Here is a 13847-nt window from a genome sequence, read left to right on the forward strand (position 1 = left end):
GCCGATATGCGGCCTCGGCAATCGCATCGCTTTCCTGGCGGCTCATCCTGCGTCCGGCAGGGCATGTGCGCCTGCTTCCTGCGGCGTCATCAGTGCTGCATGCAGCCAGGCCATGAACGCAGGTATCGCAGCGTTGGATTCGCCGTCCGCGCGCGTCACCGCGTAGTAGGCGAAAGCCTGTGGCCAGGGCTGGTCGATCACCACCTGCAGCCGGCCATTGGCCAACTCTTCGGCCGCGTGGATGTCGCGTACCAGGGCGATGCCTTGCCCGGCCACCGCCGCGCGGATCAGCAACAGGTCGTCATCGAAGGCAGGGCCACGCTCCAGTCGCTCATCAACGGGCAGATCCAGTGCCTGGAACCACAGCCGCCAGTCGCTGCGGTCGGCGTCCTGCAACAGGGGCAGCTGCAGGCAATCCTGTACCGAGCTGACCGTCGGTGCGCCGGCCAACAATGCTGGACTGGCCACCGGCAGCAGCACCGGTGCCATCAGGTGCTCAGCGTGCAGCCCCGGGTAGCGGCCGAGGCCGTGGCGGATGGCGATGTCCACCCCCTCGCGGCGCAGGTCGACCAGCGCCGCGCTCGAGTCCAGCTGCACGTCCACCTGCGGATGCAACGCACTGAACGCGCCCAATCGCGGCGCCAGCCACTGTGCGGCGAAGCTCGGTGCGGCGCTGATGCGCAGCGTGCGTCGCGTTTCCCAGCGCTCCAGGGTCTGCAGGCTGTGCGAGATCTGCTCGAAGGCGTGCAGCAGCTCCGGGTAAACGCGAGCGCCTGCGGCGCTGAGCACCACGCCATGCCGGGTGCGGTCGAACAGGCTCACGCCCAACCGCTCCTGCAGCTGGCGCAGTTGCTGGCTGATGGCGCCGGGCGTGACCCCCATCACCTCGGCGGCAGCGGTCAGGCTGCCATGGCGGCCGGTTTCAACGAAGGCCCGCAGGCCCAGCAGCGGCAGCACCGCACCCATGTCCATTCTCCTGTAGCCGCGTCGGCACCCGCCGCGCTGAGACAGCATATCGAGCGTGCTGCAGGCTGTCGCGCGCCTGCCGCTCATGTTGAGCTGCGCTCAACTTCCCATGCAGGAGACATCGTTTCCTTCCCGCACCAGCGCTTCCTAGACTGGTTGCACGGCTGCTGCAGCGCCCGTTTCCGCATTGCCCGGCCAGTTTCGTTGAAGACCGGTGCGTGCCGTCGCTCCCTGCCGTCCAGGAACCCCATGAACGAGCCTTCGCTGCACCTGTATTCCGACAGTTCTCCCAATGGCTTCAAGGCCACCATTGCACTGGAAGAGCTGGGTCTTCCCTATCGCCTGCACCACGTGCGCATCGTGGATGGCGAACATCGCCATCCCGATTTCCTGCAGCTCAATCCGCATGGGCGCATTCCCGTGCTGGAGGATCGCGCGCGCGGCATCGTTGTCTTCGAATCGGCGGCGATCCTGATGTACCTGGCCGAACAAGGCAATGCGTTGCTGCCTTCCGAACCGGCTGCACGCTGGGAGACACTGACCTGGCTGATGTTCCATGCCGCCAGCGTCGGCCCGATTCTCGGCCAGCGCGTGCATTTCGAGCATTTCGCGCAAGCACCGGACGCTACGGCGATCGAACGCTACCGCCGCCTGAGCGACAACCTGTTCGCCGTACTCGACAAGCGCCTGCAGGGACGTGAGTGGTTGGCTGGCGATCACTACTCGATCGCCGATATCGCCCACTTCGGCTGGCTGCATATCGCCCGCATCATCGGCATCGATTTCTCGCGGCATCGCCATCTGGATGCGTGGTACGCGCGGGTTGCCGCACGCCCTGCGGTGCAGCGCGGCGTGCAGCTGCCCGAACCGGCGACCGGTCCGTAAGGAGGCCATGCAGATGAATGATTCCATTGCGATGCCGGGCGCGTCGGCGCCCGCCTTTGCCACGCATCCCGGCTACCAGCGCATGTTCCGGGCCGATGCACTGACGCTGGGCATCTACCTGCCGTTGCGTTTCTACCAGGGCGACATGCGCGTGCTGCAGGGTCAGGCGCGGTGGGTGGAGCAGATCGATCGCCACGGCTTTGCCGCGGTATGGGTGCGCGACGTGCCGCTGTTCGATCCGATGTTCGGTGATGCTGGCCAGTTGTTCGACCCGTTCACCTACCTTGCATGGCTGGCGGCGCGCACGCAACGCGTGGCCCTGGCCAGCGGCAGCGTGGTACTGCCCCTGCGCCACCCGATCGATCTGGCCAAGGCGGCGGCATCGATCGATCAGCTGTCCGGTGGGCGACTGGTGATGGGTGTGGCGTCCGGTGATCGACCGCTGGAGTTCCCGGCCTATGGACTGGAGCACGCGGCACGTGGAGAGCGTTTCGCCACCGCAATGAACGAGATGCGCCGTTGGTTGCAGCCGGGCACGGATGGGCGGATGACGCATGCCGGGGCCGAGCAGGGCGTGCAGTTGCTGCCGCCCACGGTCAGTGGCCGTGTTCCGCTGATCGTCACCGGCGGTGCGCGCCAGCCGCTGGAATGGATCGGCCGGCATGCCGATGGCTGGCTGACCTATCCCGAGGCCACCCACGACGCCGCCGGCCCGCAGCGGCTGGCCGCGAAGATCCGTGCCTGGCGCGCGCTGATCCCGGAAGCAGGCTTCCGTCCGCACATGACCAACGAATGGATCGACCTGATGGATGACCCGGATCATCCCCGCACGCCGCTGCAAGGGGGCTATACCCTGCGCACCGGCCGCAAGGGCCTGATCGAGCTGCTGCAGGCCTGGCAACACGCCGGCGTGAATCACGCGGCACTGGGTATCCAGTTCGCCGAACGTCCTGCCGGCGACGTGCTGCAGGAGCTGGCCGAAGAGGTGCTGCCGTTGTTCCCGTCACATCCGGGGCCGGCGCCGCAGGTGATGGACTGGTAGCGCAAGGGCAGGCGGCGGCAGATGCTCAACTGACTGGCCGGCGCAGGCAGATCCGGGCCGCGCCGGCACCGATGTCCACCTGGCCGCCGCGCATTGCATCCGCACCAAGGATCAGCGCCGGCCGACCCTCCAGGCCGATCGCCTTGAACACTGGCAGTTCGCTGATGCGGACCTCCATCGACGGGTGCTGCCAGCCGCCGCCGGTCATGCCGGGCAGGGTGTACAGCCAGGTTGCCTGCTTTCCGCCGCCCAGGCCCTCGGTGCCCTTTTCACGCACCCGCACCCGCGCGTCGCTGCCGTCGGTGCGCAGCCCCAGTGCGCGGGCTGCTTCGGCGTTGAGGACGGTCTGCGCGGCACCGGTATCGACCACGGCGATGGCGTCCACCGCGGGCGCGCCCAGTGCAAGCGTGATGAAGCCGAACTGGCGCAGGCCGTCAGTGCGGCCGGGCAGCGCATTGGGCTGGCAACCCGGTCCTTCCAGGTTCAATCCGCCGGGTGTCCACAGCGACAGTTGATTGCGGCCGAAGTCCCAACGGGTGTCCCAGCGTCCGGTCAGATCGTTGCCGATCAAGCCGTCAATGGCCGGATCATCCTCCTTCGGCAACGACGACAGATCGACCTTCATGGCTTGGGCCTGCAGCTGCCAACTGCCCAGCTGCCAGGACGTGCTGCGTATGCGCTGCAGCCGCGCGGACGCTGCACTGGCCCCTTGGGCCTGTGATACCTCTGCATCCGCATCCTCCAGACCATAGCGTCGCACGACGCGGTCATCGACCAGAGTGGCGCCTGCCGCGCTGTCGACCACGAAGCGCAGCGGTTCGGCACGCCCGTCCAGCGACACGGCCACGGCCGGATGACCGCCCTGCATCCACATCGGCAGGATGTGTTCGGGGGGATCGGACGCCAGCGCAGGCAGCGGGGCAGCAAGCAGGAAGAATGGGATGAGGCGCAAGGGAAGTCTCCGCAGTGATCATGGGTGACCATTGGCGCGCAGCGGCGTATCGCGGGAATATCGGCGTTGATACCGTCCTGATACAGACCTGCCTGATACTGCCCGCATGACGACTCCCGCCCGTGTCCTCGTTGTCGATGACGACGCCAGCATCCGTGATGCCATCGCCGATTGCCTGCTGCTGCACGGCTACCACGTGCGAGTGGCTGCCGACGCAGCGGCGCTGGATGTGCTGCTGCAGATCGAACGTCCGGACCTGATCGTGCTCGACTGGATGATGCCCGGTGAGGATGGCCTGTCGGTATGCCGCCGGTTGCAGGCGCGCGCCATCCCGATCCTGATGCTGTCGGCGATGGGCAGCGCACCGGACAGGGTGATCGGCCTGGAGATGGGCGCGGACGACTATCTGGCCAAACCGTTCGACCCGCGCGAGCTGCTGGCGCGGGTACGTGCGCTGCTGCGCCGGCAGGACAAGCTGCGCGCGCAGGTCGCCAGTGAACTGCGCTTTTCTGGTTGGCGGTTGCTGCCGGAACAACGTCGCCTGCTGGCGCCGGATGGGAACGAGCTGGTGCTCAGCCGTGGTGAATTCAGTCTGTTGCTGGCGCTGGCCGAACGCCCCGGGCGGGTGCTGGGGCGCGAGCAGCTGCTGCAGCTGAGCCGTGGCGAGCCCAGTGACAGCGTCGACCGCGCGGTCGACCTGGCGATCAGCCGCCTGCGCCGCAAGCTCGGGCAGGCTTCACCCGGTGCGGAATCGCTGGTGCAGACATCGCGTGGCGAAGGCTATCGCTTCGACGCCGAGGTACAGCTGCTGTGAGCAGCCGGTGGCCGACCGCGCGTTGGATCACGATGCTGGCCCTGGCCAGCCTGCTGCTGGCGACACTGGTCAGCGTGGCCGTGGTTGGCTGGATGCCTCGGCCCGCGCCGCCACCGATGCAGTTGGACCAGGCCGTGCAGGTGCTGCGAGGGGAACAGGCCGCGGCACCACTGGGCCTGCATCTGGCGACGCAGGATGCGCCACCACAGGGCAGTGCCAGTGACTGGCTCACCCAGTTGGCGGCGCTGCAGATGGGTTTGCCGGTGGAGGATGTTCGGCTGGTATGGAGCGGACAGGGCAAGGCGCCTGATGTGCAGGTCATCGAAGGCGGCGCGCTGCTCGACGCCACGGCGCGGGCCGGGGTACTGAAGGCGCAGGCTGCCGTGCTGACCGCGATGCAATGGCCGCCATTTGAACTGGGCGTGCGCCAGGCCGATGGCCGATGGCAGGTGGTCGGCAGCGATCACAGTGATCTGGCAGCTTGGCGGCGACAGGTGATACTGGCGCTGCTGGGCGGTGCCGTGTTGTTGGCGCCGCTGGCGGCGTGGGCATCGATCCGGCTGGGGCGTCCACTACGACGCTTGGCCGATGCCAGTGCACGTGTGGACCTGCAGGCCGAAACGCCCCTGCCGGATGATGGCCCTCGCGAGGTACAGATGCTGGCCGCCGCGATCGGCACCGGTCGAGAGCGCCTGCGTGCGCAGGCACAGGACATGACCCATATGCTGGCTGCAGTGGCGCATGACCTGCGCACGCCATTGACCGGCCTGCGACTGCGCGCCGAATTCGCGCCCACACCACAGGCGGCGCGGATGGTGGCGGACATCGAGCGCATGGACACGATGATCGAGCAGGTGCTCGACTACGCACGCGGTGAACTGCAGCCGTTGCAGATGCGCCCGCTAGATCTGGCCGCGCTGCTGGAGGAGTGCGTGCAGGCAGCGTTGCTGCGCGGTGTAGAGATCTCCAACCAGGGGCCGGACAGTCTGCCCTGGCACGGCGACGCGCTGCTGCTTCGGCGTGCGTTCGATAACCTTATCGACAACGCCGATCGCTATGCCGGGGCGGTGGAGCTGCGGGTTGCCGTGGTTGAGCGAGGGGTCCAGCTGGAGGTGATGGATCGCGGCCCAGGTATCGCCGAGGGCGACCGAGTACGCCTGCTGCAGCCCTTCCAGCGCAGCGAGAGCTCGCGCAGCCGCGCCACGGGTGGGACCGGGCTGGGCTTGGCGGTCGCCGCCAACGTGGCGCGGCGGCATGCGGGCGAACTGCAGCTTCTGCACCGGGAGGGTGGTGGACTGATCGCGCGTCTGCTGCTGGGAAGGCTCCCCTGATATCGGCTGTGGTTTACAGGTTGCGGCTATTTTTGCGTATGATTAGGCGCCTAACAATATCGCGTGCCTGAGATGATCGAAGCCAAGCACCATGCCCTGATGGATGAGGCACAGCGACGCGGCCATGCCAGCACCGCGCAGCTGCGCCTGTGCTTCCAGCTGCTCTCGTTGTCCTCGTCGATCGATCGCGACTGCGCTACCCGGCTGGCACCGCACGGGCTCAGCGAGGGTCGCTTCATCGTGCTGTTCCTGCTGCATGGGGCCGGCGGCACCTTGCCGCCCCACGTGCTGGCCGAGCGCGCAGGCGTGACCCGCGCCACCATCAGTGGCCTGCTCGATGGCCTGCAGCGTGAAGGACTGCTGCAGCGTCGCAGCGATGCCGAAGATGGCCGTCGCCTGCAGATCGTATTGACCGCACCGGGAATACGCTTGGCCGAGACCTTGTTCGACCAGCACACGCAGTGGATCGGTGGCCTGTTCAATGGTCTGGATACCGATGAACAGCAGCAGCTTTCGCGGCTGCTGCACAAGGTCTGGCAGCACACCGATGCCGGACGAGAGCCTGCAGCATGAGCCCGGCGATTGCGGCGGAACGGCTGCATGCCCTCAACGCTGGCTGCGTTCCCGCCACCCATCTGGCCGAATGCCTGGCAGTGGACTTCGCCGCGCTGCTGAAGGTGGTGGCGCCTGTGCTTGCACCCGAAGCGCTGCAACGCATGCAGGATGCATCAGGCGAGGGCATCACGCTGCGCATGGCCCTGGCTGCGCAACTGCTGCGTGAGGCGGGGCAGGGCGTGCCTGCGCTCTGGCAGCATCACCGCGCCGATACCGTGCGCGGTTGGGCCTGCTACCTGATCGGCAGCGATGCCCGCGCAACGTTGGCAGAGAAGCTGCAGCAGATGCGCACGCTGGCCGATGATCCACACTTCGGTGTGCGCGAATGGGCGTGGCTGGCGCTACGCACGGACATCGTTGCCGCGCCGGTGCAGGCGCTTGAGTACCTGCAACCGTGGACACAGGAAACATCGCCGTACCTGCGCCGCTTCGCCTGCGAAGCGCTGCGTCCGCGCGGTGTCTGGGCCACGCATATCGCGCTGTTCAAGCGGCACCCGGAACATGCATTGCCGCTGCTGGAAGCACTGGCTGACGACCCGGAACGCTATGTGCAGGATTCCGTCGGCAACTGGCTCAATGATGCCGGCAAGACCCAGCCGCAGTGGCTGCGCCAGCTGTGCACGCGTTGGCAGCACGAGCGCCATAGCGACGCCAATGCCTACATCCGCAAACGCGCATTGCGCTCGCTCCGGTAGTGCCGGCCGCTGGCTGGCAACTCCGTAATCTCGTCAACCTCAAGGAAGAACCACCATGTTGCACACCTTCATCGAGCTCTACACCGCCACCCCTGCCTGGACCGCGCTCCCGCCCGAGCAGCGGAATGCCTTCTTCGCCCGTATCGCTGCCGGCATGCAGCAGTTCGATCCAGCCCGCATCACACCGCTGGCGATGGGCCGCATTGCCACGGGCGTACAGCGCGGCACCGATGAGCAGTTCTATGCGGTCTGGCGCTGTGCAAGCCGCGCGGACGCCGATGCGCTGGTGGCCGGCATTGCCGCCACCGGTTGGCATCAGTACTTCACCACCACCAACGCCTTGGGCGCGGACGAGGGGATGGTCCAGCACCTGGCCGATCTGGCCGCCTTGTAGCGGCACCCCGGACGCGCATGGCACATGCGCCTGCCACCCAGACGCGGTAAACAGGACATTGCCCATGTCCATCCGCAGGGAAGTCGATCATGCAGAGCACGCTCCAGGTCACGCTGTTCGGCCCGCTTGGCGACAGCCCGGCGTTGCAGTTGCCGGGGCTGGAGGGGCCGTCGGTGGCCATCCAGGAATCGGCCCTGCGGCGGTTGGTTTCCGACCTCTACACCGCGCGTTCCCTGCTCAACCCCGAGCAGCTGGACGAGGCCCGGCAGGAACTGGATCGCGTGCTGGAACGCTGGGCCGACATCCACGAGGGCCTGCTGCTGGACGTGGAAGTGCATGGCAAATGAGCGACGTTGCGTGGTTGCCGCCGTGTAGGCCGGGCGGGCGCGTATCCCGCTGAACCGCGTCCCCAGTTGCGGATGAAACATTTTGCACTGCGCAAAAGCTGTGCTATCAATAGATCCCATGAACGCAGCCCCCACCAGCTTTTACTGGTATTACTTTCCGAAGCCACTGGCGGAGGAAGGACTGCGCTCACCCTGAAGAAAGCTTCAGACGCATTCCCGAAAGCCGCCAGCGAACCTGGCGGCTTTTTTCATGCCGCCACGCTGGGGACCCCCAACGTTCCGGAGATCTCCCGCAATGCCCCCGCACACCGACGACCTGCGTATCCGCACCATCGAACCGCTGACACCGCCTGCCCAGCTGCTGGCGATGCTGCCCTGTGACGATGAAGCCTCCGACACCGTCAGCGCCTCGCGCGCGGCCCTGCACCAGATCCTGCACGGCCGCGACGACCGCCTGGCGGTGGTGGTCGGCCCGTGCTCGATCCATGACCCGAAGGCCGCCATCGAGTACGCCCAGCGCCTGAAGCCGCTGCGCGACGCGCTGGCCGGCGAACTGGAAATCGTCATGCGCGTGTACTTCGAGAAGCCGCGCACCACGGTGGGCTGGAAGGGCCTGATCAACGACCCGGACCTGGATGGCAGCTTCAGGATCGACAAGGGCCTGCGCATTGCCCGTGGCCTGCTGCGCGACATCAACAAGCTCGGCCTGCCGGCCGGTGTCGAGTTCCTCGACGTGATCTCGCCGCAGTACATCGCCGATCTGGTGGCCTGGGGCGCCATTGGTGCGCGCACCACCGAAAGCCAGGTGCACCGCGAACTGGCCTCGGGGCTGTCGTGCCCGGTCGGCTTCAAGAACGGCACCGATGGCAACGTGAAGATCGCCGCTGACGCGGTGGGTGCGGCGTCCAATCCGCATCACTTCCTGTCGGTCACCAAGCAGGGTGGCACCGCCATCGTGTCGACCACCGGCAACCCGGACTGCCACGTGATCCTGCGCGGCGGCAAGCAGCCGAACTACGACGCGACCAGTGTCGCCGAGGCCTGCCAGGTGCTGGCCAAGGCCAAGCTGCCGACGCGCCTGATGATCGACGCCAGCCATGCCAACAGCCTGAAGAACCCGGAGAACCAGCCGAAGGTGATCGAGGACATCGCCGTTCAGCTGGAAGACGGCGAACAGCGCATCGTTGGCGTGATGATCGAGAGCCATCTGGTCGGTGGCCGCCAGGAACTGGTGGAAGGCCAGCCGCTGGTCTACGGGCAGAGCATCACCGATGGCTGCATCGACTGGGACACCACCGTGACGGTGCTGGAGCGACTGGCCGCGGCCGTGCGCGCCCGTCGCGACGTAAAGGTGTCCGAAGCCGCTTGAGTGCGGCATGTGTGTGGATGGCGGCCAGCGCCTGCGGGGGTGCGGCCGCGATCAGGGTCGGTCGGAGTTGGAGACCGGCCCATCTGCACCGGCGATGCGCCTGGCGCTGCGCATGAGCGACAGCGCCAGGTACATCGCCGGGGTGGTGTGAGACGTAGATCCACGCCATGCGTGGATATCAGCGAGCCACACGGCAGGATTTCGGAAGAGTTGTATGGAGTCCTCCTGCAATTTCGGCCGAAGATGGGGTTCCTCGCCTGACTGGACCCCGCCGATGCGTGTTTTCCCGGATGACAACTTTCTGGATTCAGCTTGTCGGTCGATTTCCGGTAAAGCTGCCAAGGCGCTCGTGAGCTTGAAAGGCGGACGAATCGCAGAAGATGCCGTATCTGTCATCGAAGACTGGTTTGAGCCGTCCCTCAAGAAGGCGCGCCTGCTGGCGGATCTTGATGAGAGAATCAGGATCCACAGCGGCGAAGGGGACCAGGGGCTGCTACGGCCTGCGCTGAAGGTCCGGGCGGTGATCGCGGCATCCCCCGAGCCCGCGCCCGATGACTACGAGCCTTCATTCAAAGTAGTGCCTGCGACGACGCTAGGTGGCGACTGGCAATCCGACTGCGAGACCGACTGCGTGATTGTCGATGGTGACCTGATCGTAGACGGCACGCTGATACTGAACGACTTGAGCGAGACGCTCTGCGTGATCGTACTGGGGAGCCTCAGGGCCCGGAATCTCGACTGTGGTGGTTGGGTGTTCGTGCGTGATGAGCTGGAATGCGATCATCTGTACGCGTGCTCACTCAATGATGGGATTCTGTCCGTAGGTGGCAACATCACTGTTCAGACCTTCCTCGAGACCGGCACCTACACACAAGTGGCGGGGCACCTGACCGCTAGCTACCTCGGCAGCATCCACAACTCCATTGACGTGGAGGGCAAAGTGAACTGTCCAGGCTTCGAAAGACGGTCTGATAGCGACTACTTGTGCGAATGGATCGATCCTGTGTTGCTGGAAGCCGACGATTCCGACGGCGATTGGGGATGTGGACGCCAACGGTATCCGTCGGCTGACTATCCAGAGCGGATACGCGCGGGGGGCAGCCCCATGAAGTTCGTGCTCTAGATCTACGCCATGCGTGGATACCGCTCTTCTGTAGCGCCGGGCCATGCCCGGCGAACACGCCATCGTTCAATGCACTTCGTCGTGATAGACGAACTTCGGCATTTCCCAGCGGTAGTGGATCGCCAGCAGGCGCAGCGCGAAGCCGCCGCCCAGGCAGCACAGGATCGCGGTGGCGTCGGCCACGCCCCAGTGCAGCAGCAACAGGTACGCCGCGCCGGTCAGCAGCGCGATGATCGCGTAGAGCTCCTTCTGGAAGATCAGCGGCACCTCGTTGCAGAGGATGTCGCGCAGCACGCCGCCGAACGCGCCGGTCAGCATGCCGGCGATCAGCACGATCGGCATTGCATGGCCGGCCTCGCGCGCGATCGAGCAGCCGATCAGGGTGAAGGCGATCAGGCCCAGCCCGTCGAGCACCAGAAAGGTGCGGCGGAAGTGGTGCATCCAGCGTGCGACCCAGGTGGCGATCAGTGCCGCACACACGGTGAAGCCGAGGTACTCGGGATGTTTGACCCAGCCCAGCGGATAGTGGCCAAGCAGGATGTCGCGCAGTGAACCACCACCGAGGGCGGTGACGCAGGCGATCATGACCACGCCGAACAGGTCCATGCGGCGGCGGCCGGCAGAAAGTGCGCCGGTCATGGCTTCGGCGGAAATGGCGATCAGGTAGATGACGGACAGCAGCATGGGACAGGCTCCGGGCGCGGTGGGGCCGGCCATGCGCGCATACCGCCATTGCCTGCGCAATGACGGGATGACGATGACCGGTGCCGCTCCCGCTGTCCTTTTGCCTGAGAGTTCAGCGGCATGGGCCGCGTGCCCCTTCGGCGGATGGTCCCGGGCGTGCCCGTTGACCTCTCTCCAGCTCGGCGAGTCGAATGCATGGTTGGTGGGATTCCAGCCCACCGGCCTGAGCGATCATGGGAGCCTGCGCCTTCGGCGGGCGCCAGCGCGGCGCCTCTCTCCTGCATTCGGGCGCCAGTATATCCGCTGCAGTGCAGCACGGCATAATCCGGGCATGGCCCCGTCCCTCCGCCCGTGGTTCCTGTACCTGCTCGAATGCCGCGACGGCAGCTTTTACGCCGGCATCAGCACTGATGTGGAGGCGCGTTTTGCCGCCCACCAAGCGGGCAAGGGCGCGCGCTACACCCGGGCAAGGCCGCCGCTGCGCGTGCTGGCCGTGCGCGAGTACCCGGACCGGGCCGCCGCCTCGCGGGCCGAATGGCAGCTCAAGCAGCAGCCGCGCGAACGCAAGCTGGCCTGGCTGCAGGCGTCGGATCCTGCGCTTCTGTAGAGCCGAGCCCACGCTCGGCTGTTGTTGCTGCTGCCTGATGGTGAAGCCGAGCATGGGCTCGGCTCTACAGTAGGTCCACGCCACGCGTGGATGGGCGCTTCCAGCCATGCCATGATCGCCCCGCGGCCCTCAGCGCTGGAGACCCGGATGTCCACGATCGCCCTGCTGTTCGCTCTCTCCGCAGCAACGAGCCCCGCCGCCGACCCGGCCACCCTCGCGGCCATCGAAGCCACCTGCCACGACTACATCGATGGCCAGCTGGAGGCCGATCCGCAGCGCGTCGCCCGCTCTCTGCACCCGGACCTGGCCAAGCGCGCGGTCCTCGGCGATACGCCCGACGAACGCCTGGGCCTGCGCCGCATGTCGAAGGAAGAACTGGTCTCGCTGACGAAGCAGGGCGCGCTGAAAACTCCGAAGGATCAGTGGGACCGCCGCTGTACGGTGCTGGACGTGACCGGCAACGCTGCCTCGGTACGGCTGGAAACCCCGTGGTTCGTCGACTACTTCCACATGGGGCAATTCGACCAGCGCTGGGTCATCGTCAACGCGCTGTGGTACCCGAAACCGAAGGCGCCGTAGAGCCAAGCCCATGCTCGGCTTCTGCCAATCCGCGCGAAGTGCAGCCGGGCATGGCTCGGCTCCACAGGAACATGCGTGCAGCCCTACCGCCTCGGCCGACGGTCTTCCTGGTCATCACCGAAGATGATGCGCGCGCTGCGCTGGTAGCTCCAGTACGCCACGGCCCAGTTCAGCAGCACCACGATGCGGTTGCGGAAACCGATCAGGAAGAACACGTGCGCGGCCAGCCAGAACCACCAGGCCAGCACGCCCGAAAGCTGCAGCCGGCCCAAGTGCACGATCGCGGCCATGCGGCCGATGGTGGCCAGGTTGCCGAAGTCGGCGTACTTGAACGGACCGGGCTCGGTCTTGCCGTGCAGGCGCGCGCGGATCACCTCGGCCACATACTTGCCCATCTGCTTGGCGGCAGGGGCAACGCCAGGCACCGGCTTGCCGTTGGCCTGGTTCAGCGCGGCCAGATCGCCGGCCACGAACAGTTCCGGGTGGCCAGGCAGGGTGAGGTCGGGTTGCACCTGCACGCGGCCGGCGCGGTCCAGCGGCACGTCCAGCGTGCGCGCCAGCGGTGAAGCGGCCACACCGGCGGCCCACACCACCGTGCGTGCCGGCACGAACTGATCGCCGAGCCTGAAGCCCTGGCTGTCGATGTCGCTCACCGGGGTGCCGGTCAGCACTTCCACGCCCAGTTTTTCCAGTTGCCGGCGCGCCTTCAACGAAAGCACTTCCGGGAACGAAGACAGTACGCGTGGCCCGGCCTCGACCAGCCGCACTTTCGCACTGGCCGGATCAATGTGGCGGAACTCATTGCGCAGCGTATGGCGCGCGATCTCGGCCAGGGTGCCCGCCAGTTCGACGCCGGTAGGTCCACCGCCCACCACGGCGAAGCTCAGCCATGCGGCCTTCTTCTCAGGGTCCGGTTCCGCCTCGGCGCGTTCGAACGCCAGCAGCAGCTTGCGGCGCAGCGCGATGGCATCGTCCAGTGTCTTCAGGCCAGGCGCATCCTCGGCCCATTGGTCGTTGCCGAAATAGGCGTGGGTGGCGCCGGTGGCCAGCAGCAGGCTGTCGTAGTCCAGCGTACTGCCATCGGCCATGCGGATCTGCCGGGCCTGCTTGTCAATGGTCACCACTTCGCCGAGGCGGACTTCCACATTGCGCTGGTGGCCGAGGATGTGGCGCAGCGGTGCGGCGATATCCGGAGCGGACAGACCGGCGGTGGCCACCTGGTACAGCAGCGGCTGGAACAGGTGATGGTTGCGGCGGTCGACCAGGGTGATGCGTATGCGCTCGCGGGCCAGGGCACGGGTGGCCCAGAGGCCGGCAAAACCGCCGCCGACAACAACCAGGTGGGGAACGCGCTCGCGACTCATCGACTCACTCCAGTGGGGGCATTGGGGGAAGCGCCTGGCATCTTCGCATGATGGCCCCCTGTCACGTCAGCGCCCGTGTG

General features: G+C 66.6%; 16 protein-coding genes and 2 riboswitches. Of the genes, 12 read left to right on the plus strand and 4 right to left on the minus strand.

Annotated features, from left to right (window positions below; genetic code table 11):
* Nucleotides 1-42: 42 nt before the first annotated feature.
* A complete protein-coding gene (locus tag HLA98_RS10740; RefSeq protein WP_057500841.1) occupies nucleotides 43-966 on the minus strand; it encodes a LysR substrate-binding domain-containing protein in 924 nt (307 codons plus the stop codon).
* Between the two features lie 249 nt (nucleotides 967-1215).
* Here HLA98_RS10740 and HLA98_RS10745 point away from each other — a divergent pair, with 249 nt between their 5' ends.
* Both HLA98_RS10745 and HLA98_RS10750 read left to right on the plus strand, forming a co-directional pair.
* Nucleotides 1216-1851, plus strand: coding sequence for a glutathione S-transferase family protein (locus HLA98_RS10745; protein ID WP_057500840.1), 636 nt, complete (start codon nucleotides 1216-1218; stop codon nucleotides 1849-1851).
* Between the two features lie 13 nt (nucleotides 1852-1864).
* Nucleotides 1865-2893 (plus strand): LLM class oxidoreductase, encoded by a 1029-nt coding sequence (locus HLA98_RS10750; RefSeq protein ID WP_057500847.1) that lies wholly within the window; start codon nucleotides 1865-1867, stop codon nucleotides 2891-2893.
* Between the two features lie 25 nt (nucleotides 2894-2918).
* Here the strand turns inward: HLA98_RS10750 and HLA98_RS10755 are convergent, their stop codons facing one another.
* The gene (locus tag HLA98_RS10755) at nucleotides 2919-3845 is read right to left on the minus strand and encodes a pepsin/retropepsin-like aspartic protease family protein (protein ID WP_057500839.1); all 927 of its coding nucleotides are present in this window, start codon (nucleotides 3843-3845) and stop codon (nucleotides 2919-2921) included.
* A gap of 106 nt (nucleotides 3846-3951) precedes the next feature.
* Between HLA98_RS10755 and HLA98_RS10760 the strand changes: the two genes are divergently transcribed.
* The 8 genes from HLA98_RS10760 (at nucleotide 3952) to HLA98_RS10795 (ending at nucleotide 10533) form a co-directional block, all read left to right on the plus strand.
* Nucleotides 3952-4659, plus strand: coding sequence for a response regulator transcription factor (locus HLA98_RS10760; RefSeq protein ID WP_057500838.1), 708 nt, complete (start codon nucleotides 3952-3954; stop codon nucleotides 4657-4659).
* 32 nt (nucleotides 4660-4691) lie between these two features.
* Nucleotides 4692-5990, plus strand: a complete 1299-nt coding sequence (locus tag HLA98_RS10765) for a sensor histidine kinase (RefSeq protein WP_057500846.1) — start codon at nucleotides 4692-4694, stop codon at nucleotides 5988-5990.
* Nucleotides 5991-6062: 72 nt separating this feature from the next.
* Nucleotides 6063-6563: a MarR family winged helix-turn-helix transcriptional regulator gene (locus HLA98_RS10770; RefSeq protein ID WP_057500837.1), complete on the plus strand. Its 501-nt coding sequence runs from the start codon at nucleotides 6063-6065 to the stop codon at nucleotides 6561-6563.
* On the plus strand, nucleotides 6560-7300 hold the full coding sequence (locus tag HLA98_RS10775; protein ID WP_057500836.1) for a DNA alkylation repair protein: 741 nt from the start codon (nucleotides 6560-6562) through the stop codon (nucleotides 7298-7300). Before HLA98_RS10770 ends, HLA98_RS10775 begins: the two co-directional genes overlap by 4 nt.
* A gap of 55 nt (nucleotides 7301-7355) precedes the next feature.
* Complete coding sequence (locus HLA98_RS10780) at nucleotides 7356-7694, plus strand: DUF6616 family protein (protein ID WP_057500835.1); 339 nt, start codon at nucleotides 7356-7358, stop codon at nucleotides 7692-7694.
* An 89-nt stretch (nucleotides 7695-7783) separates the two neighbouring features.
* Nucleotides 7784-8041, plus strand: a complete 258-nt coding sequence (locus tag HLA98_RS10785; protein ID WP_005411217.1) for a hypothetical protein — start codon at nucleotides 7784-7786, stop codon at nucleotides 8039-8041.
* 295 nt (nucleotides 8042-8336) lie between these two features.
* A complete protein-coding gene (locus HLA98_RS10790; RefSeq protein WP_057500834.1) occupies nucleotides 8337-9410 on the plus strand; it encodes a 3-deoxy-7-phosphoheptulonate synthase in 1074 nt (357 codons plus the stop codon).
* 274 nt (nucleotides 9411-9684) lie between these two features.
* Nucleotides 9685-10533 carry a hypothetical protein gene (locus HLA98_RS10795; protein WP_057500833.1) on the plus strand — a complete coding sequence of 283 codons (849 nt, stop codon included), beginning with the start codon at nucleotides 9685-9687 and terminating at the stop codon, nucleotides 10531-10533.
* Between the two features lie 66 nt (nucleotides 10534-10599).
* Here the strand turns inward: HLA98_RS10795 and HLA98_RS10800 are convergent, their stop codons facing one another.
* Nucleotides 10600-11217 carry a trimeric intracellular cation channel family protein gene (locus HLA98_RS10800; protein ID WP_019338935.1) on the minus strand — a complete coding sequence of 206 codons (618 nt, stop codon included), beginning with the start codon at nucleotides 11215-11217 and terminating at the stop codon, nucleotides 10600-10602.
* Nucleotides 11218-11301: 84 nt separating this feature from the next.
* Nucleotides 11302-11405, minus strand: a riboswitch (glycine riboswitch).
* A 13-nt stretch (nucleotides 11406-11418) separates the two neighbouring features.
* A riboswitch (glycine riboswitch) is annotated at nucleotides 11419-11508 on the minus strand.
* 40 nt (nucleotides 11509-11548) lie between these two features.
* Between HLA98_RS10800 and HLA98_RS10805 the strand changes: the two genes are divergently transcribed.
* Entirely contained in the window at nucleotides 11549-11824 is a 276-nt protein-coding gene (locus HLA98_RS10805; RefSeq protein WP_049449010.1) for a GIY-YIG nuclease family protein, read from the plus strand.
* Between the two features lie 147 nt (nucleotides 11825-11971).
* A complete protein-coding gene (locus HLA98_RS10810) occupies nucleotides 11972-12403 on the plus strand; it encodes a nuclear transport factor 2 family protein (protein WP_049449011.1) in 432 nt (143 codons plus the stop codon).
* Nucleotides 12404-12486: 83 nt separating this feature from the next.
* Here HLA98_RS10810 and HLA98_RS10815 read toward each other — a convergent pair whose 3' ends face one another.
* Nucleotides 12487-13767, minus strand: coding sequence for an NAD(P)/FAD-dependent oxidoreductase (locus HLA98_RS10815; protein WP_057500832.1), 1281 nt, complete (start codon nucleotides 13765-13767; stop codon nucleotides 12487-12489).
* Nucleotides 13768-13847 lie beyond the last annotated feature (80 nt).

It is taken from the genome of Stenotrophomonas africana, assembly GCF_013004645.1.
Classification (GTDB): Bacteria; Pseudomonadota; Gammaproteobacteria; order Xanthomonadales; family Xanthomonadaceae; genus Stenotrophomonas; species Stenotrophomonas africana.